The sequence below is a fragment of the Corynebacterium sp. HMSC076G08 genome (assembly GCF_001811515.1).
Lineage (GTDB): Bacteria > Actinomycetota > Actinomycetes > Mycobacteriales > Mycobacteriaceae > Corynebacterium > Corynebacterium hiratae.
This window is the reverse complement of sequence record NZ_KV805064.1, coordinates 102,281-123,504: the sequence shown is the minus strand read 5'-3', so window position 1 is coordinate 123,504 and position 21,224 is coordinate 102,281. Positions and strand designations below refer to the sequence as shown.

General features: G+C 64.4%; 21 protein-coding genes. 10 read left to right on the top strand and 11 right to left on the bottom strand.

Features of this window, described 5'->3' with window-relative positions; genetic code table 11:
- From HMPREF2806_RS13170 to pdxS, 4 genes are all read right to left on the bottom strand, one after another.
- Positions 1-274, bottom strand: a 274-nt coding sequence (locus HMPREF2806_RS13170) for a transposase family protein (RefSeq protein WP_198531336.1), incomplete at its 3' end; no start/stop codon positions are given.
- Positions 275-659: 385 nt separating this feature from the next.
- Positions 660-3,329, bottom strand: coding sequence for a phosphoenolpyruvate carboxylase (ppc, locus tag HMPREF2806_RS09400; protein WP_070517485.1), 2,670 nt, complete (start codon positions 3,327-3,329; stop codon positions 660-662).
- 75 nt (positions 3,330-3,404) lie between these two features.
- Entirely contained in the window at positions 3,405-4,202 is a 798-nt protein-coding gene (pdxT, locus tag HMPREF2806_RS09395; protein ID WP_070517483.1) for a pyridoxal 5'-phosphate synthase glutaminase subunit PdxT, read from the bottom strand.
- A 5-nt stretch (positions 4,203-4,207) separates the two neighbouring features.
- Positions 4,208-5,110, bottom strand: coding sequence for a pyridoxal 5'-phosphate synthase lyase subunit PdxS (gene pdxS, locus HMPREF2806_RS09390; protein WP_049157099.1), 903 nt, complete (start codon positions 5,108-5,110; stop codon positions 4,208-4,210).
- A gap of 81 nt (positions 5,111-5,191) precedes the next feature.
- On the opposite strand from pdxS, the gene HMPREF2806_RS09385 reads away from it, so the two are divergent.
- The gene (locus HMPREF2806_RS09385; RefSeq protein WP_070517481.1) at positions 5,192-6,493 is read left to right on the top strand and encodes a MocR-like pyridoxine biosynthesis transcription factor PdxR; all 1,302 of its coding nucleotides are present in this window, start codon (positions 5,192-5,194) and stop codon (positions 6,491-6,493) included.
- A gap of 43 nt (positions 6,494-6,536) precedes the next feature.
- On the opposite strand, the gene HMPREF2806_RS09380 is transcribed toward HMPREF2806_RS09385, so the two are convergent.
- From HMPREF2806_RS09380 to HMPREF2806_RS09370, 3 genes are read right to left on the bottom strand one after another with little or no spacing between them, the layout of a single operon-like run.
- On the bottom strand, positions 6,537-7,169 hold the full coding sequence (locus HMPREF2806_RS09380) for an anti-sigma factor (RefSeq protein WP_049157096.1): 633 nt from the start codon (positions 7,167-7,169) through the stop codon (positions 6,537-6,539).
- Positions 7,166-7,774, bottom strand: a complete 609-nt coding sequence (locus HMPREF2806_RS09375; protein WP_049157094.1) for a sigma-70 family RNA polymerase sigma factor — start codon at positions 7,772-7,774, stop codon at positions 7,166-7,168. The genes HMPREF2806_RS09380 and HMPREF2806_RS09375 overlap by 4 nt, the downstream gene beginning before the upstream one ends.
- 7 nt (positions 7,775-7,781) lie before the next feature.
- Positions 7,782-7,988 carry a hypothetical protein gene (locus tag HMPREF2806_RS09370; RefSeq protein WP_070517479.1) on the bottom strand — a complete coding sequence of 69 codons (207 nt, stop codon included), beginning with the start codon at positions 7,986-7,988 and terminating at the stop codon, positions 7,782-7,784.
- A 169-nt stretch (positions 7,989-8,157) separates the two neighbouring features.
- Between HMPREF2806_RS09370 and HMPREF2806_RS09365 the strand changes: the two genes are divergently transcribed.
- The 4 genes from HMPREF2806_RS09365 to HMPREF2806_RS09350 all read left to right on the top strand — a co-directional run bounded on the left by HMPREF2806_RS09365 (position 8,158) and on the right by HMPREF2806_RS09350 (position 12,916).
- A complete protein-coding gene (locus tag HMPREF2806_RS09365; protein ID WP_070517477.1) occupies positions 8,158-9,738 on the top strand; it encodes a redoxin domain-containing protein in 1,581 nt (526 codons plus the stop codon).
- Positions 9,739-9,748: 10 nt separating this feature from the next.
- Entirely contained in the window at positions 9,749-10,351 is a 603-nt protein-coding gene (locus HMPREF2806_RS09360) for an MBL fold metallo-hydrolase (RefSeq protein WP_070517494.1), read from the top strand.
- A gap of 98 nt (positions 10,352-10,449) precedes the next feature.
- Entirely contained in the window at positions 10,450-11,769 is a 1,320-nt protein-coding gene (locus HMPREF2806_RS09355) for an O-acetylhomoserine/O-acetylserine sulfhydrylase (RefSeq protein ID WP_046648383.1), read from the top strand.
- Entirely contained in the window at positions 11,717-12,916 is a 1,200-nt protein-coding gene (locus tag HMPREF2806_RS09350) for a homoserine O-acetyltransferase MetX (protein ID WP_232745392.1), read from the top strand. The genes HMPREF2806_RS09355 and HMPREF2806_RS09350 overlap by 53 nt, the downstream gene beginning before the upstream one ends.
- On the opposite strand, the gene HMPREF2806_RS09345 is transcribed toward HMPREF2806_RS09350, so the two are convergent.
- Together HMPREF2806_RS09345 and HMPREF2806_RS09340 are read right to left on the bottom strand one after the other, a co-directional pair.
- Positions 12,913-13,227 carry a DUF3017 domain-containing protein gene (locus HMPREF2806_RS09345; RefSeq protein WP_049157087.1) on the bottom strand — a complete coding sequence of 105 codons (315 nt, stop codon included), beginning with the start codon at positions 13,225-13,227 and terminating at the stop codon, positions 12,913-12,915. The two genes, HMPREF2806_RS09350 and HMPREF2806_RS09345, sit on opposite strands and share 4 nt — an antisense overlap.
- Before the next feature lie 174 nt (positions 13,228-13,401).
- Positions 13,402-14,256 (bottom strand): bifunctional methylenetetrahydrofolate dehydrogenase/methenyltetrahydrofolate cyclohydrolase, encoded by an 855-nt coding sequence (locus tag HMPREF2806_RS09340; protein WP_049157086.1) that lies wholly within the window; start codon positions 14,254-14,256, stop codon positions 13,402-13,404.
- Positions 14,257-14,280: 24 nt separating this feature from the next.
- On the opposite strand from HMPREF2806_RS09340, the gene HMPREF2806_RS09335 reads away from it, so the two are divergent.
- From HMPREF2806_RS09335 to HMPREF2806_RS14060, 5 genes are all read left to right on the top strand, one after another.
- Positions 14,281-14,751, top strand: coding sequence for a tRNA (cytidine(34)-2'-O)-methyltransferase (locus tag HMPREF2806_RS09335; protein WP_049157085.1), 471 nt, complete (start codon positions 14,281-14,283; stop codon positions 14,749-14,751).
- A 14-nt stretch (positions 14,752-14,765) separates the two neighbouring features.
- Positions 14,766-16,670, top strand: a complete 1,905-nt coding sequence (locus tag HMPREF2806_RS09330; protein ID WP_070517474.1) for a pyruvate kinase — start codon at positions 14,766-14,768, stop codon at positions 16,668-16,670.
- A 138-nt stretch (positions 16,671-16,808) separates the two neighbouring features.
- Positions 16,809-17,057: a FeoA family protein gene (locus HMPREF2806_RS09325; RefSeq protein ID WP_046648388.1), complete on the top strand. Its 249-nt coding sequence runs from the start codon at positions 16,809-16,811 to the stop codon at positions 17,055-17,057.
- 3 nt (positions 17,058-17,060) lie between these two features.
- A complete protein-coding gene (feoB, locus tag HMPREF2806_RS09320) occupies positions 17,061-18,995 on the top strand; it encodes a ferrous iron transport protein B (protein ID WP_070517472.1) in 1,935 nt (644 codons plus the stop codon).
- Complete coding sequence (locus HMPREF2806_RS14060) at positions 18,995-19,258, top strand: FeoC-like transcriptional regulator (protein ID WP_070517471.1); 264 nt, start codon at positions 18,995-18,997, stop codon at positions 19,256-19,258. Before feoB ends, HMPREF2806_RS14060 begins: the two co-directional genes overlap by 1 nt.
- Here HMPREF2806_RS14060 and HMPREF2806_RS09310 read toward each other — a convergent pair.
- Positions 19,236-20,720 carry a PH domain-containing protein gene (locus HMPREF2806_RS09310; protein WP_232745391.1) on the bottom strand — a complete coding sequence of 495 codons (1,485 nt, stop codon included), beginning with the start codon at positions 20,718-20,720 and terminating at the stop codon, positions 19,236-19,238. The two genes, HMPREF2806_RS14060 and HMPREF2806_RS09310, sit on opposite strands and share 23 nt — an antisense overlap.
- Positions 20,717-21,166 carry a PH domain-containing protein gene (locus tag HMPREF2806_RS09305; RefSeq protein ID WP_070517470.1) on the bottom strand — a complete coding sequence of 150 codons (450 nt, stop codon included), beginning with the start codon at positions 21,164-21,166 and terminating at the stop codon, positions 20,717-20,719. Before HMPREF2806_RS09305 ends, HMPREF2806_RS09310 begins: the two co-directional genes overlap by 4 nt.
- Between the last annotated feature and the right edge of the window lie 58 nt (positions 21,167-21,224).

Genomic DNA, 21,224 nt, shown 5'->3' with positions numbered 1-21,224 from the left:
TCTTTCTCTTACATGAGGCGGCTGTGCACCGGAACCTAGGAACTTTTACGTGCAGCCTGGTGGGGAATCCAACAACGGGAAGATCAACGAGTCGACGGGTGATGTGGTCGCGCAGCTTTCCTGACTGTCCGCAGTCCGGGCACACGCCGCTAACGGCTACTGGCGTAGCCTCAATGATGGTCAGCGGTCCGGCATCAGCAGCACCGGTGATAGCAAGCCCGATTTCCGCGGTACGGCAGATGGTGTCGGCAACGAGGTTTCCAGTAGGCTTCACAGTACGGGTTCCTGGTGGGTTTAGATGGTTGTGTAGGAACTTTCATCTTCACACCAGGGACCCCTACATGTTGTGCTGACCCGCTGATCCCGTCGATTTCTACCTCACCCCGCTACGCACCCCGAAACCGGAAGAGCCAACAAACCTCAAGGTCATCTTGCGCACCAGTGTGCCCCGCTCCGCCAGGGCACTCTTCCAGCACTGTTTGGTCGTACCCCGCAGGAAATCACTTCCTCGCGGGGCATTCGGCGTGCCGGCTTAACTCACGGAACTGGTCATGCGCTCAAGCCTGTCCCGCAGGAATGTGGGCCGTGCGGGTTGAACGGACGTGGGGGTTGACGGGCCGAGCGGTTGGGCCGGATGTGCGGTGTGGCGGGCGGGCGGATTAGCCGGCGTTGCGCAGCGCGGTGGCCAACCCGTTCATCGTGACCTGGATGGTCTTGGACACCAGGAATTGGTCGTCGCCCTTACGGTAGCGACGCAGCAACTCTAACTGGATGGCGTTAAGCGGAAGCAGGTACGGGTAGCGACGCTTGAGCGACCGCGCCTGGCGTTGGTTCTCACTAACCAACTCCGCGTTGCCGGTGACCTTAAGGTAGACCTCGCGGGTGCGCTCAAACTCCTCGGAAATCAGGCCGTAGATACGGTCCGCGATTTCTTTGTCGTCGACCAAGTTGGCATACAGGCGCGCCAGCTGCATCTCCGCCTTAGCCATGACCTGCGCCATGTTCGCGAACACAGAACGGAAGAAGGGCCACGTGCGGTACAGCTCGCGCAGCTCCTCCCAGCGCTTCTCCTCGCTCCCCGAAACCTCCCCTCCGGAGGCTTGCTGCACCCACGCCGTCACCGCACTGCCCACGCCGAACCAGCCCGGGATGTTGGTGCGGGATTGTGACCACGACAGCACCCAAGGAATCGCACGCAAATCCGTAATCGCGGTGGTCTGCTTGCGCGAGGTCGGGCGCGAGCCCAAGTTGAGATCACCAATCTCGTGCAGCGGGGTGGACTGGGTGAAGTAGGTGATGAACCCGGGGTCGTCGACAAGCTGGCGGTAGGCCACGCCACTCAACGCCGCCAGCTCGCGCATGATCTCGTAGGCGCGCTCCGGATCCGTAATGGGCTCGGTATCCAACAACGATGCCTCCAGCGCTCCGGAAACAAACGCCTCCAAGTGGCGGCGCGCGGTCTCCGGAGCTCCATACTTCGCAGAAATCACCTCACCCTGCTCGGTAATGCGCACCGAACCCGACACCGCACCCTTCGGCTGCGCCAAAATCGCGTCATAGGTCGGACCACCGCCGCGGCCCACCGCGCCACCGCGGCCATGTGCCAAGCGCAGCTCTACGCCATGACGCGAACACAACTCAACCAGGGCCAGTTCGGCGTCGTACAGCGCCCAGTTTGCCTGCAGGTAGCCGCCATCCTTGTTGGAATCCGAGTACCCCAACATGACTTCTTGGATATCCCCGCGCGAGCGCAGATGCGCGCGATAAACGGGCACCTGCCACAGCTTCTCCAGGATGCCGGCGCCCGCCTTCAGATCCTCGATGGTCTCAAATAGCGGCACCACATCGACCTCGCTCAGTCCCACCTCCTTGAGTAGCACCATCGGCTCCAGAATGTCGGAGACGGTTCCCGTCATAGAAATAATGCAGTGCGACACCGACTCCGGCCCAAAGTCCCGCACAGCGCGCGCCGCCGCACGGAAGATGCCCAGCTCCTTCGCGGTATCCTCGGTGAATTCCTTCTCAGCACCGGGGAAAAGCAGCGGCCGATTGGTCTGCAGCTCGCGCACGAGCAGCGCGACCTTCTCCTCCTCCCCCAGCGCGCGGTAGTCCGGGGTGATGGTGGCCGCGGCGAAAATCTCGGTGAGAACGTTCTCAAAGGACTCCGAATTCTGGCGCATATCCAGCGTCGAAAGGTGGAAGCCAAACGTCGTCACCGCCGAGCGCAATCGGGCAAGGCGGTCATCGGCGATGATGTCATCGTTGAACTGGCGCAGCGAGCGGTCGATCACGTCCAGGTCACGTTTGAGCTCCTCCGGCGACGCATACGCGCTTGGCGACGCCTCCCCCTCCAACCTCGCCAGCACCTTCTTCCGGATGCCGAAGATGGCCCGGCGATAGGGCTCGTCGACGCGGGATTTTTCGTCGTTGTGGGCGGCGTCGGCAAGCGCGCCCAGTTCCTTGGAACTGGAGGAATATCGATCCGACAGGGAGAGCTCGCGCTCCAACTCGCCGAGCTCGTCGGCGTAGTACTGCAGCACCGTCGCCGCGGCCTTGCGGGTGGCGTAGGTCAAGGTGTGCTCGTTAACAAAGGGGTTGCCGTCATGGTCGCCACCAATCCAGGAGCCGGGGCGGACGACGGGGGAATCGGGAAGCTGCTGGCCAAAGGTCTCACGCATGGCGTGGCGAATGGCGCGGTTGAGGGCGGGAACCTGGTCGAGCAGTGAAAGCTTGTAGTAGCGCAAGCCGACGTCAATCTCGTCTTCGAGGGTAGGGCGGGCAATACGAATCAGCGCGGTCTGCCACAACAGAGTCATGCGCAGGTACATTTCCTTCTCGATCGCCGCCATGTCGCCGCCGCGGTGAGCTTCCTTGAGGAGATTCTTGATGCGGGTCTGGGTATCGAAGACGGTGCGGCGGCGGGTTTCGGTGGGGTGCGCGGTGAGAACGGGGGCGACGTGAGCGCCTCGGATCACGGAGGCGGCATCGGCGGGCGCGACGCCTTCTTCTTTGAGCTTGGCGAATGTCTTGCGCAGGGAAACCGGCGCCTCGACGGACTCGTCATCCAAGTCCTCCGCTAGATTCGCGATGAGCGCGAAATAGCTGAACGCTCGCGCCACGAGGTTGACTTTGGTGATGTCGAGGTCGCGGAAGATAGCGACGAGGTCTTCCGGCTTGGCATCGCCGTGGGCGATGTCGAAGGCCATGCGGCGGGTGGATTCGACGAGCTCAAAAACGTCCTCGCCTTCCTGCTGCGCGATGACCCGGCCGAGCACCCGGCCGAGGAAACGGATGTCTTCGCGGACTTGTTCTGGGGCGGGTGTGCTCACGGCGAGGAGCCTTTCTGAGAGTGATGTGTTCAGCTAGCACATCTCAATGTAGCCCAGAGCACTATCGGGCGATAGTTATTTAGCAAAAGAAGCGAGCCACGTGGCGTGGAGGCGCGAGTCACCGTTTTCTTCCGGATGGAAGCTCAGCGCTGTGACGCGTCCCTGCTGCACACCGACGATCACTTCGGCCCCATCATGTCTGGCGCAATCTGCGTGTGTCATACCACCTTTGCCGCCCACTCCCGCACTGATGGCCCCGCTGCTACTTATCGCGCCACCAGCCCTTGTCGCTCCACCAGCCACAGAACCAAGCGCAGGGGCAGGCAGGGTGGCGATGACCTCGACACCGTCGCCCACGCGGGTAACGATGGGCGCGCGGATGAAGCTCGCCTCAATATCGAGCGTGATGCTTCGGGGTCCTATGCCATGAGCCTCGGCGTCCCGGCGCCGCGCCCCAACCTCTGAGGTCTCTGCATCGGGCCGCTGACCTTGCATCGCGACGGGAACGATGCGCTCCTGGGAGAAGCGTTGGTTGCCGAAGGCGTTGCGACGCACGGTGACGTCGATAAGCCCTAGCGTCTGCTGGCCCGGCGCGGGGTTCTCCAACTCGCGGGCGCTGTAGATGAGCCCCGCGCAAGTGGCCAGGACCGGCAGCCCTCCCTCGACAGCGCGGCGCAGCGGCTCGGCGACGCCAAAAGAGCGCGCCAGCTTATCGATGGTGCTCGACTCTCCGCCGGGCAGAATGATTCCGTCCAGCCCGTCGAGATCCTGCGGCAGGCGCACCCGGCGCGTTTCAGCGCCGAGGCTCTCCAACACGGCGAGGTGTTCCTCCACCCCGCCCTGCAGCGCGAGCACGCCGACGAGTGGTCGCACCGCGTTTACCAACCGCGCTCAGCCAGGCGGTGCGGGGCGGGGATATCGTTGACGTTGATGCCCACCATGGCCTCACCCAGGCCGCGGCTGATCTTGGCCAGCTCGGCCGGCTGGTCGTAGAGGGTGGCCGCCTTAACGATGGCCTCCGCGCGCTTCGCAGGCTCGCCGGACTTGAAGATTCCGGAGCCAACGAAGACGCCTTCGGCGCCCATCTGGCGGACGAGGGCGGCGTCGGCAGGCGTGGCCACGCCACCAGCGACGAACAGCACGACCGGCAGCTTGCCGGTCTCCGCAACCTCAGCAACCAGGTCATACGGCGCCTGCAACTCCTTGGCTGCGACGTAGAGCTCATCGCGATCCAGGTTCTGGAGGCGCGCGATTTCACCCTTGATGGTGCGCAGGTGCTTGACGGCCTCGGAGACGTCGCCAGTGCCGGCCTCACCCTTGGAGCGGATCATGGCCGCACCCTCGGTGATGCGGCGCAAGGCCTCGCCCAAGTTGGTTGCGCCGCACACGAACGGCACGTCGAAGTCCCACTTGTTGATGTGGTTGACGTAGTCGGCCGGGCTGAGCACCTCGGACTCGTCGATGAAATCTACGCCCAGCTCGCCGAGAATCTGCGCCTCCACGAAGTGGCCGATGCGGGCCTTCGCCATCACCGGAATGTCCACAGCGTTGACGATGCCCTCGATGAGGTCCGGGTCAGACATGCGGGCCACGCCGCCCTGGGCGCGGATATCGGCCGGCACGCGCTCGAGCGCCATGACGGCGGACGCACCTGCGTCCTCAGCAATTCGGGCCTGCTCCGGGGTGACTACATCCATGATGACGCCGCCCTTGAGCATGTCAGCCAGTCCACGCTTGACGCGCGTGGTGGCGCGTCCCTGTTCAATCTTCTGTTCAGTCATGGCTCACATAGTGGCCCAGAAAATTGGTCCAAGACAAGAGCCATTTTCCGAGTGTCGAATTAGACCACTTATGATGGGGTCGTGTCTTTCCGCCTCGATCCATCTGATACGCGCGCGTTGCCGGTGCAGATTGCCGAAGCCCTCCGCACCCAAGTCGCGGCGGGCATTTTGCTGCCCGGCGAGCAGGTGCCGTCGACGCGTTCGCTGGCGCGCGATCTGGGCATTTCCCGAGGCAGCGTGGTCACCGCCTACGAACAGCTCACCGCCGAGGGCTACCTCACTGCGTCGGTTGGCTCGGGCACAGTCATCAACCCGCACCTGCCCCATGGGCGCACCCCACAGCCTCACCCCGCGCCGCGGCCCAGCTCTGCCCCACCGCGCGTGGAGTTGACCCCCGGCTTGCCCGATACCGAAGGAATCATCACCCCCGAATGGAGGGCGGCGTGGCGCAAGGCCGCGGTGAATCCTTCCGGCGATCTTCCCCGCGAGGTGGCCGCGCACCTGCGCCACATGCGCGGGCTCACCGTCGACCCGGCCTACGTCGTCATCACCGCCGGCGCCCGCGACGGCCTCTCGGTGCTGCTGCGCGCGCTGGGCGGCCACTTGCGCGTGGGCGTGGAGTCCCCCGGCTACCCCAGCCTGCGCCGCGTTCCCCAAGCTTTGGGCCACACGCTTGTCGACGTCCCCACCGACGCCCACGGCGTCACCGTCCCCACCGTTGATCTCGACGTTCTCATCGTCACGCCATCCCACCAGCACCCTTATGGCGGTTCCCTGCCGGCCGCCCGGCGCGCGGAGCTCGTCGAGTGGGCACGCAACAACGACGTGCTCATCATCGAGGATGACTTCGATTCCGAGCTTCGCTACGTCGGCCAGCCCTTGCCCGCGCTGACCGCGCTCGCTCCCGAGCACACCGTCTTGCTAGGAACGTTTTCCTCGGTGATTTCGCCATCGATTGCCTGCGGCTACCTGGTGTTGCCCCCGAGCTTACGCACGGCGGTGGATCGGGTGCGGGAGGTCTTCGGCCAGCCTGTCGGCGCAATCCCCCAGGCGGCGTTGGCGAACTATCTGGCCAGCGGTGCGCTGCGGCGGCATACCGGACGGATGCGCCGCGCCTACAAGCGCCGCCGCGACCTCGTCCAAGCCGCACTGGAAGACGCCCCCGCTACCCTTCTGCCCATCCACGGCGGGCTCCATGCGGTGTTGCTGTGCGATAACGCCGTGGTCGACCGCGCGGCTTCCCTAGGGCTAACGCTCACCCCGCTCAGCGACTACTGGGGCGGCGTGGCCGCCGAGGAAGGCGTGGTCTTGGGCTTTGGGCATTTGAGCGATGTCGAACTCGCCGCCGCGCTGGATCTGGTCAAGCAGGCCTTAACTAGCTGACACGTAGCTAGCCTGGCGCGTAGCTGCCCTATCGCATACCGGGCTAGCTAGCGCTGGCCAAGGTCACGGTGGCGAGGGTACGACCGGTGGGTTGCTCGCTGCCACCCGCGGGTTCCTCGGTAACCATGACTTTGACCGCGGCACCGTCGAAGGGCATCCACACCCCATCGTGTGGGGCCTGACCGATAACCCCGGCTGAGGCCATCTCACCATCTGCACTGACTGCCCACACCTGGGCGCCCATGCCGTCGGCCAGTTGCGGCTGGCCATCGACCATCGCGCCGGATTTCGCCATCGAGGCGGAGGAAACGATATCCAGTTGCGCTCCCGAGGCATCCGCATTGCCCTGCATAAGGTCCTCTGCGCCCATGATGTCGTGCATGGATTTCTCGCCCGGCGATTCAGCCTCTACTTGCGCGCTATCCGGTGCATCTTGCTGACCCAACTGCAAGAGCTGCGGCGCGGCTACCACGCCTGCGACGAGCACTGCGGCGGCAGCCGGCACCGCTACGAAGGCCCGCCAGCGGCGGCGTGGAAGCTCGATGACCTCAGCAGCTTCGCCACCGTCAATTTCCGCAAAGACAGCATCTTTCATTCGCGCTGGCGGATGCACGTCTGGGAGGGAATCGAGGAAGTCGTCGAAAGTCTCATCAGAAAACTCATGCGTATTGCTCATCTTCCCTCCTTTCCGAGAATCGCTTTTAGCTTCTTAACGCCGTCGCGCACGCGCGTCTTCGCCGTACCCAGCGGTACTCCCGTTGATTCTGCCAGCTCAGCATGCGTCAAGCCATTGAAAAAAGCGAGGGCTACCGCGGTGGAATGCGGCTCCCCAATCTCGTCGATGGCCCAGCGCAGGCGCTGCGCTTCGACATGTCCTAGGGCCTCATCTTCAAGAGGCTCGGTGTAGGTAGCCTGGGTCAGCAGCGCGTCGCGGTTATCGCGTTGCACTGCAGCAACGTGGCTACGCAGCTTATCGACGGCCCTCCCATGCGCCAACCTGCCCACCCACGACCGCGCGTTTCCCCGCTGCGGGTCAAATTTCGCAGCGGAAGTCCACACCTCAACGAAGACATCTTGGGCAACCTCTTCGGCTAAGGCGGGATTGCGCAGAACGCTCAGGCACACGCTGTACACGGTGGGCGCGAGGGCGTCGTATAGCGCACTGAAGGCATGCTTGTCTGCCGCAGCGGTCTGAACGAGCAGGTCGTTCAGCCGCGCATGTTCATCAGGTGACATCGCAGACACGGGTGTAGAGCTTACCTCCAGCAGCGGGGCGGACATGGCACTTTTACTTAGTCATTTCTTCACTCGGCGCCATCATCTCATCGCCCTTCATTTCCTCAGTCATCATGGAATCCGACTCCATCGCATCAGAACTCGGGGCCATCATCTCAGAGCTGGGCTTCATGTCCACTTCTTCCTTCTTGTCGTTGCAGGCAACCAGCCCACTGGCGGCTACGGCAAGTGCAGCGGCGGCGGTAACAAGCTTCTTCATTTCGGTACTCCTTCTTCAGGTCTTCGGGTCCGGCCTTTCCGGACCCTGTATCTGACCATTCGGAGCCACCCTGCGATGCGGATTGGACGGATTTAAACGCAATCCGCTTTTCACTCGTGTTCCGAACTAGTTGCATACGCACACCGCATCACAAGCGAAGGAGCACAGGATGTTATCTACGCTATTCATCGGGTTTACCGGTGGTCTTATCACCGGCATCTCGCCCTGCATCTTGCCGGTCTTGCCGCTGGTCCTCGCAGTCAGCGGCGGCTCACGGTGGCGCCCCTGGCAGGTCGTCGGCGGGCTGGTGACGAGTTTTAGCCTCGTCACTCTTTTCGCCACAACGCTGCTCAATGCCCTGGGCCTGCCCGCCGACATCCTGTGGAAAGTGGGAATCGCGCTGCTCGTTCTCGTGGGCCTGGGAATGGTGTTCCCTCGCGTGCAGGAAGCCCTCGAGTGGCCTTTCCAGAAGCTCCCGAAAGCTGGCGGCTTGCAAGCCACAGCCCGCGACAAGGGCGGCTTCGTCGTTGGCCTAGCCATGGGGGCTGTCTTCGTTCCCTGCGCGGGCCCAGTACTGGCCGCAATCTCCGTGGCGGGCGCCACCGGGACTGTCGACGCCCACATCCTCCTCCTCTGCCTCTCCTTCGCCCTCGGCGTGGCGATCCCGCTGCTGGCTTTCGCTTTAGGTGGCAACGAGGTGGGCAAACGCGTCGATGCTTTCCGCTCCCACCAGCGCGAGGTGCGCATCACCGCGGGAATTGTGGTGATCGCTATGGCCGGCGCCATCTCACTCGGCGCGCCCGCGTGGCTGCAGCACAAACTCCCCAGCATCAACGCCGACGCCACGCCCGTTGAACAGGCCACCCTCACAGCCGAAGGAACCCCCGTGCCCGCGTTCGCGGGGCTGACCGGCTGGTTCAACACGGATGCGCCCGTCGATCCGCGGACCTCCGGCAAGGTCACGCTCATCGATTTTTGGGCTTATGCCTGCATCAACTGCCAGCGCAACAACACGCACCTGACCAAGCTCTATGCGCATTACAAGGACTACGGCTTCGACATCATCGGAATCCACGCGCCGGAATACGCTTTCGAGCACGAGGCCAACAACGTGCGCCGTGCGGCCCGCGAGCAGGGAATCGAGTATCCAGTGGCACAGGATAATGACTTCGCCACGTGGAAGAACTTTGGGAATCGGTACTGGCCGGCGCACTATCTCGTCGACAAGCACGGCATGTTGCGCCAATCCCACCACGGCGAGGGCGACTACGCCGAGACCGAGCGCCTCATTCGTGAACTTCTCCTCGAGCGCGACCCCAGCATAGAACTGCCTGAGCCCATTGAAGCCGCCGATACTCACAGCGCTCCGCGCTCGCCGGAGACCTACCTCGGCACCGCACGCGCACAGTATTTCACCAACCCCGATTACCACGACGGCACGCACCAGTTCACCACGAGCGAGCCGCCGTTAGGTCAGTATTCGCTGGGCGGGACGTGGACTCTGGCCGGCCAGCCCATCACCGCCGGACCTCACGCGCGGCTGCGACTGAACTACCGCGCCGCCTGGGTACAGCTCGTGGTATCAGGACGCGGAACGGTTCGCGTGCACCGCGCGGATGGTTCGGTCCGCACCTTCGACATCACCCACGACGGCACGGTGGATCTCGTCCGGGAACCCGAGAATCACACCGACACCATCGAGCTGGAGGTAAGCGAAGGGCTCTCGCTGTATTCCTTTACTTTTGGCTAGCGTGGGGATCATGAAGCTATCTCCACATGGACAATCCGCCGTGGCTGTCGAGGCTCCCCAGGGGCGCATCGTCATCGACCCCGGCCCCCTTTCAGACCTCAGCTGCCTGGAAGGCGCCGAAGCGGTGCTGCTCACGCACGCGCACGGTGACCACCTCGACGTCGATGCCGTGCGTGCAAGCGGCCTGCCAGTATGGGGAACGCAGGAAGCCATCGACGCCCTCGGCTCCGGCACCGTCGTTCATACCGGAGAGACGTTCACGGTTCTGGGCCTTGAGATTCACGCGGTGGGCGGGCTCCACGAGGAAATCCACCCCAATATCCCGCGCCCGGAGAACCTAGGTTATTTCTTTAATGGTGTGCTGCACCCCGGCGACCAATGGTGCGTCCCGAAGGGACGCACGGTAAATGTCCTCCTGCTCCCCATCGCCGGCCCGTGGGTGCGCGGGGCGGACGCCGCGGATTACGCCATGCGCATCGGCGCGCGGCTGACGGTTCCCATCCATGACGCCGTGCTTTCCGACGCCGGCAAGCAAAACACCGACGGCATGCTCCAACGCGCCGGCGTGAGCGGCTATCGGCGCCTGCGGGTTGGTGAAAGCATCGACGTTTAAGCCGAACCAACCGCTCGGTCTATTTTTATTCTCGGTCTTGCCTGCGGTTTCCACAAAGCCACTAACGGCACTGAACCGCTTGGTCTAGCCTTTGTGGCATGAGCACCAAATACGATAATTCCGAAGTCAACGAGTGGTCGTTCGCGACCCGCGCCCTCCACGCCGGCCAGAACCTGGACGGCTCCACCAACGCACGCAACGTGCCGATTTACCAAACCACTTCCTACGTCTTCAACGACGCCGAGCACGCCGCCAACCGCTTCAACCTCTCGGATGCCGGCCCGATTTATACCCGCCTGACCAACCCCACCCAGGACGCACTCGAAGAGCGCCTCGCTTCCCTCGAGGGCGGCGTTGCCGCAGTGGCTTTCGCCTCCGGCCAGGCCGCCGAAACCGCGGCCATTTTGAACCTCGCCTCCGCCGGCGACCACATTGTTACCTCCCCGCGCCTCTACGGCGGCACCTCCACGCTCTTTACCGTGACGTTGAAGCGCCTCGGTATCGACGTCACCCTCGTGGAGAACCCGGATGACCCGGCCTCCTGGCAGGACGCCGTCCAGCCAAACACCAAGGCTTTTTACGGCGAGACCTTCGGCAACCCGGTCGCCGATGTTCTCGACATCCCTGCAATCGCCGAGGTAGCCCACAAGAACCAGGTCCCGCTCATCGTGGATAACACCATCGCCACCGGCGCGCTCGCCCGCCCGCTGGAGCTGGGCGCGGACATCGTCGTGGTTTCCACCACCAAGTTCTATACCGGCAATGGCTCCGCCATCGGTGGTGCCATCATCGACGGCGGCTCCTTCGACTGGACCATCGAGCGTGACGGCGAGCCCGTCTTCCCCTACTTCGTCACCCCGGACGAGGCTTACCATGGCCTCAAGTACGCCGACCTGGGCGCACCGGCCTTCGCCATCAAGGCGCGTGCGGGCCTGCTGCGCGATACCGGTGCCGCCATCTCCCCCTTCAACGCCTGGCTGACGCTGAATGGCATCGAGACGTTGCAGTTGCGCGTCGAGAAGCACAATGCCAACGCCCAGGCCGTGGCAGAGTACCTGGAGTCCCACGCCAAGGTCACCACCGTCAATTACGCCGGCTTGGACTCCTCGCCGTACAAGGCCACCAAGGAGAAGCTCGGTTACGCCTACACCGGCTCCGTGCTCTCCTTCGACATCGACGGCGGCCGCGAGGAGGCGTGGGCCTTTATCGATGCGCTGAAGCTGCACTCGAACCTGGCCAACATCGGCGATACCCGCTCCCTGGTGGTGCACCCGGCGACCACGACACACTCGCAGTCCGATGAGGCCGCGCTTAAGGCCGCGGGCATTACGCAGGCCACAGTGCGCCTGTCGGTGGGCATCGAGGATGTCAACGACATCATCGCCGACCTCGAGCGTGGGTTCGCGGCCATTGGTTAGCGCCATCCCGGAACTCGCGCCCGAAGGCGAGCTCGCCGTCGTCCCCATCGGTGATTTCACCACGGAAGCAGGCGCCGTGCTTGCCGACGCCCACGTGGCCTACCAACGCTGGGGCGCTTTCGCCGGCGACCCGGACGGCGTCAACAATGTCTTGGTGGTTGAGCACGCGCTGACCGGGGATTCCAATGTGGCGGACTGGTGGTCCGACCTGGTGGGGCCTGGCAAGGCTTTGGACACCACGCGCTGGTGCGTTATCGCGACCAATGCGCTGGGCGGCTGCAATGGCTCGACGGGGCCGAAGTCGCTGCACCCGGATGGAAAGCCGTGGGGCGGGCGCTTCCCGGCGCTGTCGATTCGGGACTTGGTGGAGGCTGAGCACGACTGCTTGACGCAGCTGGGTATTTCCCGCGTGCACGCGGTACTCGGCGGCTCGATGGGCGGCGCGCGCACGCTGGAGTGGAGCTTGCTGCACCCGGAAAGCGTGTCCGCGGTGTGCGTAATTGCGGTGTCTGCTCGGGCTTCGGGCTGGCAGATTGGCATCCAATCCGCGCAGATTTCCGCCATCGAGCGCGACCCGTTTTGGCATGGCGGAAATTACTACCTCACGGACAAGACTCCGCGGGATGGTCTGGCAGCGGCGCGCCGCATCGCGCATTTGACGTATCGCGGCGAGCAGGAGATCGACGAGCGCTTCGGCGCTACCGCACAGCAAGGCGAGAATCCCTTGGGGCCGCACCGCCAGCTCAATCAGCGTTTCGCGGTGAACTCCTACCTGGATTACCAGGGGGCGAAACTCACCGAGCGCTTCGATGCGGGTTCCTACGTGGTGCTCACGGAGGCGTTGAACCGGCATGACGTCGGCCGCGGGCGCGGCGGGCTCATCAAAGCGTTGGCGGCATCCCAGGTGCCGACGATGGTCGTGGGCGTGGACACGGATATCCTCTACCCCTATCACCAGCAGGAGCACATCTCCCGCAACGTCAACCACCTGCTGGCGATGGCCAAGATTGTCTCCCCCGTGGGCCACGACGCCTTCCTGACGGAGACCCGGCAGATGAACCGCATCCTGCGCAACTTCCTGCTGCTCTCCGCGCCGAATGGCCTCGATGTGGGCCCTGCGTACGTGGGCGATGAATATTACATCTAAGAGCCCAGCGCGTCGATGGAAAAGGCCATGAACACCATCGCCGCGCCCAAGATGCCTGTAAAGCAGGCATCGAAGCGCCGGGAGCGCACTGCGAGCACGCCGACCCGCGAGGAGTCGCAGGTCAGGCGGACCACCGTGAGCCACACCAGCGCCCCGCCCAGCAGCAGCGTGGCGCGGCGCCAGTGCTCGAACACGGCATAGAAACCCGACACCACAACCGCCACGACGAACAGGCCGATGGCCAGCCACTGGAGAGCCGGCGGCAGCGCCGAGGGCTTCAGGTGCGCATCGTGCGGGTTCGACAGGGACACCGGTGGCGTGGTTTTCCCGCGGGCTTGGCTTTCAGTCTGGCTTCCATTCTGGCTTCGAGGCTGGCCTTGAACAGGGCCCTGAGCTGGGCGCCGGGGCATTCGTTGTGCTCGGTGCTGCGGGCTTCCTTCTGATTGTGGGGACATGCTCATTACTTGGGCGTTCGTGTTGCGCCGTTAGTGAGCGGCAAGCTTTTCGGCGCGCTCGACAATGTTGCTCACCAGGAACGCGCGCGTCAGCGGGCCCACGCCGCCCGGGTTCGGGGAGACGTAGCCGGCCTTCTCCCAGACGTCCTCGGCCACGTCGCCGGCGAGTTTGCCGTCAACGCGGGACACGCCGACGTCGAGAACCGCAGCACCTTCCTTGACCATGTCGGCGGTGAGCATGTGTGCCTTGCCGGCTGCCGCGATAATGACATCGGCCTCACGGGTCTCCGCAGCGAGGTCCTTGGTGCCAGTGTGGCACAGCGTCACCGTGGAGTTTTCGCTGCGGCGGGTGAGCATCAGACCAATCGGGCGGCCCACGGTCACGCCGCGGCCAATAACCACGACCTTGGCGCCATCGAGCTCTACCCCAAAGCGGCGCAGCAGGTGGATGCAGCCATTCGGAGTGCAGGGCAGCGGGGCTTCCTCGTTGAGCACCAGCTTGCCCAGGTTGATCGGGTGCAGGCCATCAGCGTCCTTGGCCGGATCGATGAGCTCGAGCACGCGGTTTTCATCCAGGTGCTTCGGCAGCGGCAGCTGCACGATGTAGCCAGTGCAGGCGTCATCATTGTTGAGTTCCTCGATGACGCGCTCCAGCTCCTCCTGGGAGATATCTCCCGGCAGGTCCTTGCGAATCGAGTTGATACCGAGCTTCTCGCAATCGCGGTGCTTCATCTTCACGTAGGAATGCGAACCCGGATCATCGCCCACCAAGACCGTAGCCAGGCCCGGGGTAATCCCCTTCTCTTTGAGGGCGGCCACGCGCTGGGCCAGGTCCTCAAAAATCTCGTCGCGGTACAAGTTGCCATCTAGTTTGGTAGCGCTCATGCACACCATCCTAGACTGATGCCTATGAGCAGCTTGCACATCGTCTTCGACAACCCCGTGATCCCTACCAACACCGGCAACGCCATCCGCACCGCCGCCGTCACGGGCGCGAGCCTGCACCTCATCGAGCCGCTCGGCTTCAACTTCGAGGACAAACACCTCAAGCGCGCGGGCTTGGACTACCACGACTTAGCGGACCTCACGATCCACAAGGATTTCGACGCCTGCATGGACAGCTTGCCCGGCGCGCGCGTTTTCGCTTTCACCACCCACACGGACAAGTGGTTCACCGACGTGGAATACCAGGAGGGCGATGTCCTGCTTTTCGGCACCGAACCCACGGGCCTGCCGGAGGAACACGCCTTTCACCCGCGGGTAACGGAGCGCGTACGCATCCCCATGATGCCGGCGCGACGCTCGATGAATTTATCTAACGCGGCGTCGACAGCCGTGTATGAGGCCTGGCGGCAGCTCGGCTTCCGTGGCGCGGTCTAACAAGTCGCGGCACAATGTGGGTGAACTTTCACACCGAAGGAGACACCTTGCCTAGCCTGCGCCCACTGCTTGATTCCCTCATCACCCGCGTCGAAGCTTCGTCTGCCGCCCACGCCACGCAGATCGCGCGCGTGGATCCCATCCACCGCCCCGGCGCGGTCAACCTCGTGCGCTACATGGAATTGCGCTCCCAGGACGCCGTCGAACTCCAGGAAGGCCTCACGGCGTTGGGCGCCACGAGCCTCAGCCACCCGGAGCCCGCGGTGCTGGAGCGCCTCCACGCCGCGCGCAACGTGCTCGACGCCTTCGATGGCCACGCGCCAACCTATCCTGTGCAGCCCATCGCCACGGCTTATGCTGACGCGGACGATATCCTCGACGCCAACACCGAAGCCCTCCTCGGCCCTACCCAGGAGGACACGCACGCGCGCATCATGGTGACTCTTCCTGCTGAGGCTGCGGAGGATTATGAACTGGTCCTCGGTTTCGCCCGCGCGGGCATGGAGTTAGCCCGCATCAACTGTGCGCATGATGACCAGGCGGCGTGGACAAAGATGGTGGAGCACGTCCACCGCGCCGCTGAAGAGGTGGGGCGCGAGATTCTGATTTCCTGCGATATTGCTGGCCCCAAGGTCCGCACCGGCAGCATCGAGCCGGGTCCGCAGGTCATTCGCGTGCGCGGCGAGCGCAGCGCTGCGGGCGAGCTGCTGAGCCCAGCAACGCTCGTGCTTCACGACGCCCCCTCCTCTACCCGCGCCCACGGGGTGGCGGGGGAGGCGTCGCCAAGCGCGGCCCGCCCGGCGGTAGCGCTGGAGGTGGATGACGAGTGGTTGGCGCGCCTGCACCCCGGCAGCGAAGTGCGCTTCACGGAAGCGCGCGGGCGCTCGCGTGTGTTCACCGTGGAGAGCGCGGAAGCAGGCGTGGCGGTGCTGCACGGTGATCGCAACTGCTACCTCGCCGAGGAAACGGTGTTGAGCCACGGCGGGGACACCACGCAGGTGCATGGGGTTCCGGCACTGGAGCAGAAGATTCGCCTGCACCGCGGCGAGGAGTTGGTGCTGAGCACTTCGCAGGAGCCGGCGCGCATCGTCGAGGGCGAGGTGACCACGATTGGGTGCACGCTGCCGGAGGTGGTTGGCGCGCTCAAAGTGGGGCACCGGGTGATTTTCGATGATGGCGCCATCGCCGGCCGCGTCCGCGAGGTGCGGGAGAATGGTGCGGCGCACGAGGCCGTCGTCACCGTGGAGCATGCGGGACCGACCGGCACCAACCTGGCCGCCTATAAGGGAATCAACCTGCCGGATACCGACGTCCCGCTGCCCAGCCTCACCGAGGAAGACATCGAAGCACTTCGTTTTGTGGCCACGCACTGCGATATCGCGGCGGTCTCCTTCATCCGCACGCCGGCTGATGTGGCTTTCCTCTATGACACGCTCGAGGCGATTGCCGCCGAGCAGGAGTCCGAGGAGATGGCGCAGCGCGTGCGTGACCTGGGCATCGTGCTCAAGATTGAAACGGTTCCCGCCTATGAACAGCTGGGAAGCGTGCTGCTGGAGGGCATGCGGCACGCCAAGTTCGGCATCATGATCGCGCGCGGTGACCTAGCCGTAGAGCTGGGTTTCGACCAGATGGTCCAAGTGCCGGGGCGCATCATGAAGGTCGCGGAGGCGGCCCACATCCCGGTCATCATGGCCACGCAGGTTCTGGAGACCCTGGCCAAGACCGGGCTTCCCTCCCGCGCGGAAATCACGGACGCTGGCTATGCGCTGCGCGCGGAGTGCGTGATGCTCAACAAGGGGCCGCACATCACGGAGGCCATCCAGATTCTGGACCGCATGTCCCGCAAGCTAGGCCAATCGCGGCTGAAGAATCGCCAGAGGCTGCGCCAGGTGAGCAGCTGGACCAATCCACTTGCTTAGTACGCGGCGTACCTGCGCCGCGTGGTGAGGATCACCTAAGAGATAGCCCTCAAAACCTAGACGGACCTATGTTTACTAAGGGTAACCTATAAAGGTAATGCTTATTCGGTAGTGCTTATTTAAGGAAGAGGGCTCACCGTGAAGTTATCTGAGCGCCCACGACAAACCGCCGACGCTATCCCCACGGGGTGCACCATCACCCTGAGAGACGAGTGCATCTCCTGCACCTGCGACGCCGCACTGGCGGTGCGCCTCGGCGAGCTGGGAATCCGCCCCGGCGCCACGCTAATCATGGGCCCGCGCGTGGCCGGTGGCGCGCGTGTTGTCTCGGTGGGCAGCTGCCGCTACGCCATCGATAAGGCGACACTGCAGGCCATCGAGGTCTAAGCCATGTCCACCACGAAACCCAGCTGTCACGGCGATCCGGGCGGCGCGGTAGCCCCTGCTGGCGCGCCCATCATCGCGCTCGTTGGCTCCCCCAACTCTGGCAAGTCCACTCTCTTTAACGCCCTGACCGGCGCGAAGGCGCAGACCGGCAACTGGCCGGGAACCACGGTTGAGGTCAGCCGCGGTGCGTGGAAGATCGGTGACGCAACCGCCGATCTCATCGATTTTCCCGGCACCTACTCACTCGACCCGCTCAGCCCCGATGAGGCGCTGACCCGCGCCATGCTCATCGATTGCCCAGATGATGAGCGCCCCGACGCCGTCGTCGTGGTCGTCGATGCCAGCGCCGTGGCGCGCGGCCTCAACGTCGCGCTCCAGTTAGCGGAGCAGCCCTACCGCCTCATCATCGCGCTGACGAAGACCGACGTGGCCCTCAACCAGGGCCAAACAGTGGATCCCGTTGCGCTCGCTGAATCCACCTCCATCCCGGTGGTGGTGGTTGATGGGCGTAAGCGGGAGGGCGTCGAGAAGCTGCGAGAGGTTGTTGTTGATTCTCTGGCGGCTGAGCCCGTGCAGCTGCGCGAGGACGCAGGTTTGGAGGCCCGCTTCGCGGAGTTGGATGCGGCGGCGAAGGCCTCGGTGAGCGAGGTCGAGCACGCCACGCCCCTCTCCCACCGCCTCGATGCGGTGGCCCTTCACCCGGTAGTGGGGCCGCTGCTGTTTCTGGCCGTGATGTGGGTGGTCTTCCAGATCACCACCACGGTGGCCGCTCCCCTCCAGGATGGCCTGGAGGCACTGGTCTCGGGCCCCTTGAGTGACTGGGCGCGGGCGGGGCTAGAAGCCATCGGCTTAGGCCACCCTCTCATCACGGGCCTGCTTGTCGACGGCCTCATCGGCGGCGTCGGCATGGTCCTCACCTTCGCCCCGCTCATGGCGCTGATGTTCTTGTGCTTGGCGGTGTTGGAGGATTCCGGCTACATGGCGCGTGCCGCGGTGGTCACGGATCGTCTTATGCGGGCCATTGGCCTGCCGGGCAAGGCTTTCATCCCCATCGTCGTGGGCTTTGGCTGCAACGTTCCGGCGATTTCCGCCACCCGCGTGCTGGGCAGCCCGCGGCATCGCATCATGACCGCGCTGCTCATTCCGTTTACCTCGTGCTCGGCGCGCTTGGTGGTCTTCGTCATGCTTTCGGCCACGTTTTTCCCGGGGCACGCCGGCAGCGTGGTGTTCATCATGTACGTCATTTCCATCGCGCTGCTCGTGCTGGTGGGTTTGGCGCTGCGAAAGACGCTGTGGCGCGCGGTGCCTGAGGAAGCGCTGGTTATTGACTTGCCGACGTACCAGCTGCCCACCGTGCGCCTGGCACTGAGCGTGATGTGGACGCGCTTGAAGGGCTTCTTGCAGACGGCCGGCGGCATCATCGTGAGCACCGTGGTCGTGGTGTGGCTGCTCATGGCCATCCCGGTTGGGGATGCGGCGCAGGATTCTTCGTGGGGTGAGCCGCCGGCGCCGGAGGATTCCGCCTATGGGGCGGTCGCGCACGCCATCGCTCCAGCCTTTGCCCCGGCTGGCTTCGACTCGTGGTCCCTGGCGGGTCCGCTGGTGACCGGCTTCGTGGCCAAGGAGGCGCTGATTTCGACGTGGGCGCAGACCTACGCCGTCGACGACGTCACCGACGCCTCCGCGGAGGAACAATCCCATAGCGCGCTCAGCGATCACGTGCGCGCGGACTTCGAGCAGGCTTCTGACGGTCATCCCCTCGCCGCGGTGTGGGCCTACATGCTCTTCCTGCTGGCCTACACGCCCTGCGTGGCCACGATTGCCGCGCAGCGGCGAGAGATTGGCTGGCGCTGGACGCTCTTCGGCTTCGGCGTCCAGCTGGCCACAGCGTGGGTGCTGGCTGTAGCGGCCTTCCAGATTCTGAAGGTGTTTATCTAATGCCCGCCTCCCCCATCCAGGCCGTGCAGGAAGCCATCGAATCCGGCGTGCGCTCGCGGGCGGCCATCGCGGCACAGACCGGGCTGGAGCCCGGCACAGTCGATGTGATTCTGGATCACCTCACTGCGAGCGGGGTGCTCGATATGGAGCCACTCGGCTCCTGCCCCGCGGGCGGATGCGGGTCCTGTTCGGCGGCCTCGGCGTGTGCCGGCCCCAGCAGCACGCGTGGGCCGGTTCTGCTTAAGCTTCGTCGCTGCCCCTAACCGCGCTGTCACGGGAGTCTTCACGTGGGTTCTGCCGCGGGTCAACCTGTGAGATGTTGACGGATGAGTCCATGGGACTTAGCGCTGACTCCAAGGCAGGCAGGCGGCGGGAGCGCAGGCGGGTGAGGAGCTCGGAGGCGTCGGCAGGCGTGAGATCCTGGCCAGCCATCTTCACGGGGCCAGCCACGAGGTCGAAGCGCACGGTCCGCACGCCCGCAAGGTGCCCCAACGGCCCCACTTTCAGCGTGAGCTCCTGGATGTGCGGGGTTCCAATCACCATGACGCGGCGGTTAATGCGGCCGCGGTGCACGATGGTCACGGGAAGCGGGGAATCCACGAACGTCACCGACTGCTGCTTGCGGTCGATGGGGCTGATCCACGTAGCCCGGCGCGGGGAGGTATAAGTGGGCTGGGTGTGCCCTTCGGGGCGCGCGAAATCCTCAATCTGCGCACGATCCAGATCGGAGATGAGCTCTAAAAGCTCCAGCGCCTGCTCGCGGGTACCCACCGGCAGGATGCGAGTGGAACCGGACTGCTTACCGCTGCCCTTCGCGCCATAACCAGCTACAGAGACGTGCACCTCGTACCAGCCGAAGCGCCGCCATAAGAAGGGCTGGCTTACCCGCATGCCGTGGATGCGGCTAATGCGGATGGTTTGGCGGCGGCGGTCGGCAAGACCGTAAGAGACGTTGAGGGCGTTGGTGGGGGCGTGGTGAAGCGCGGTGAATTTCCAGGAAGAGTCCACCAAGCCCCAGACGCTTCCAACAAAGCCCACGATGATGGGCAGCAGCGCGGTCCACATACCCGGGATGAAGAGCAAGCCCCCAATAACGAGGGCCGCGAGGAGCGTGGGCAGGCGCAGCGCCTCAGCGGCAATCGTGCGCAGTATGGGAATCTCCGGGATCAGCGCGGCGGCTTCCTCCGCTTCCGGCGCCGGCTCACTGGCAGGGTTCTTATTCGTGCGCCGCAGCAACTCCGCGCGCAGCTCTTCTGCTTTCGCTTTGGGCAGGTACTCAATCTTGATCACCGACGAGGTACCGCCGGCGGTCTCCACCCGAACCGTGGCCAAACCCAACAAGCGCGCGATGATGGATTCCACGACGTCCACCGCCTGGATGCGCTCATAGCGCGCGGAGCGGAAGGACGTGGAGATGACGCCGTGGCGCAGCGCGATTTCATCCTCGGTGAGCTTGTAGCCCAGCTTGCGCCACCAGATTCCGGAGACCAGCCAAATCACTGCGCACACCAGCACGAAGGCGCCGATACCCAGCAGGGTACCGCGGCCGACCTCGCCGAGGTTGCCGCTCTGCAGGTAAGACACCACGTCCGAAATCATGGCGGCGTTGATGTTCACCGCAAAAATGGCCACCAGCGCTAAAATCAGCGACCAAAAGCGCAGCAGCGGGGTGAGGCGGTGGACGCGAATGTAGCCGTCGGCGTCGATAAGCGCGTGGTCCTTCACAGCCCACTCATCCTCTCGCGAGCCTTGACGGCGAGGCGCTCGCGCAGGGCATCGGCGTCCGCGGCAGGCAGGCCGGGGATGGTGGCGTCGCTGCTGGGCGACGCCGTGTGCAACTTCACCTTCTTCAGCCCCATCGCGCGCTCGATGGGGCCGGCCGTAACGTCGACGAATTGGATGCGGCCATAGGGCACGACGGTGAAAGTGTGCCAGATTTTGCCGCGGGTGACGAGCAATTCGTCGGCGGTTTCCTGCCAACCTAGGTTTTTGACCTGCGCGGGGATGAGCCAGAGCTGATAGAGCGCCCACGCAACGAGCGCTCCGGCGACCCAATAGAGCCAATCCCACCAGAAATACGCCGCCGCGGCCGCCAGGGCGGCGAGGATGACGTCCCAGCTCAAGCGCGAAATGTAGCGGGCTTTAGTGAGTGACGGGGATACGGTATTCATGCCGCCACTTTAACACGAACCCTTGACAAGTCGTTGGGTTTATACAACACTGTGGTGC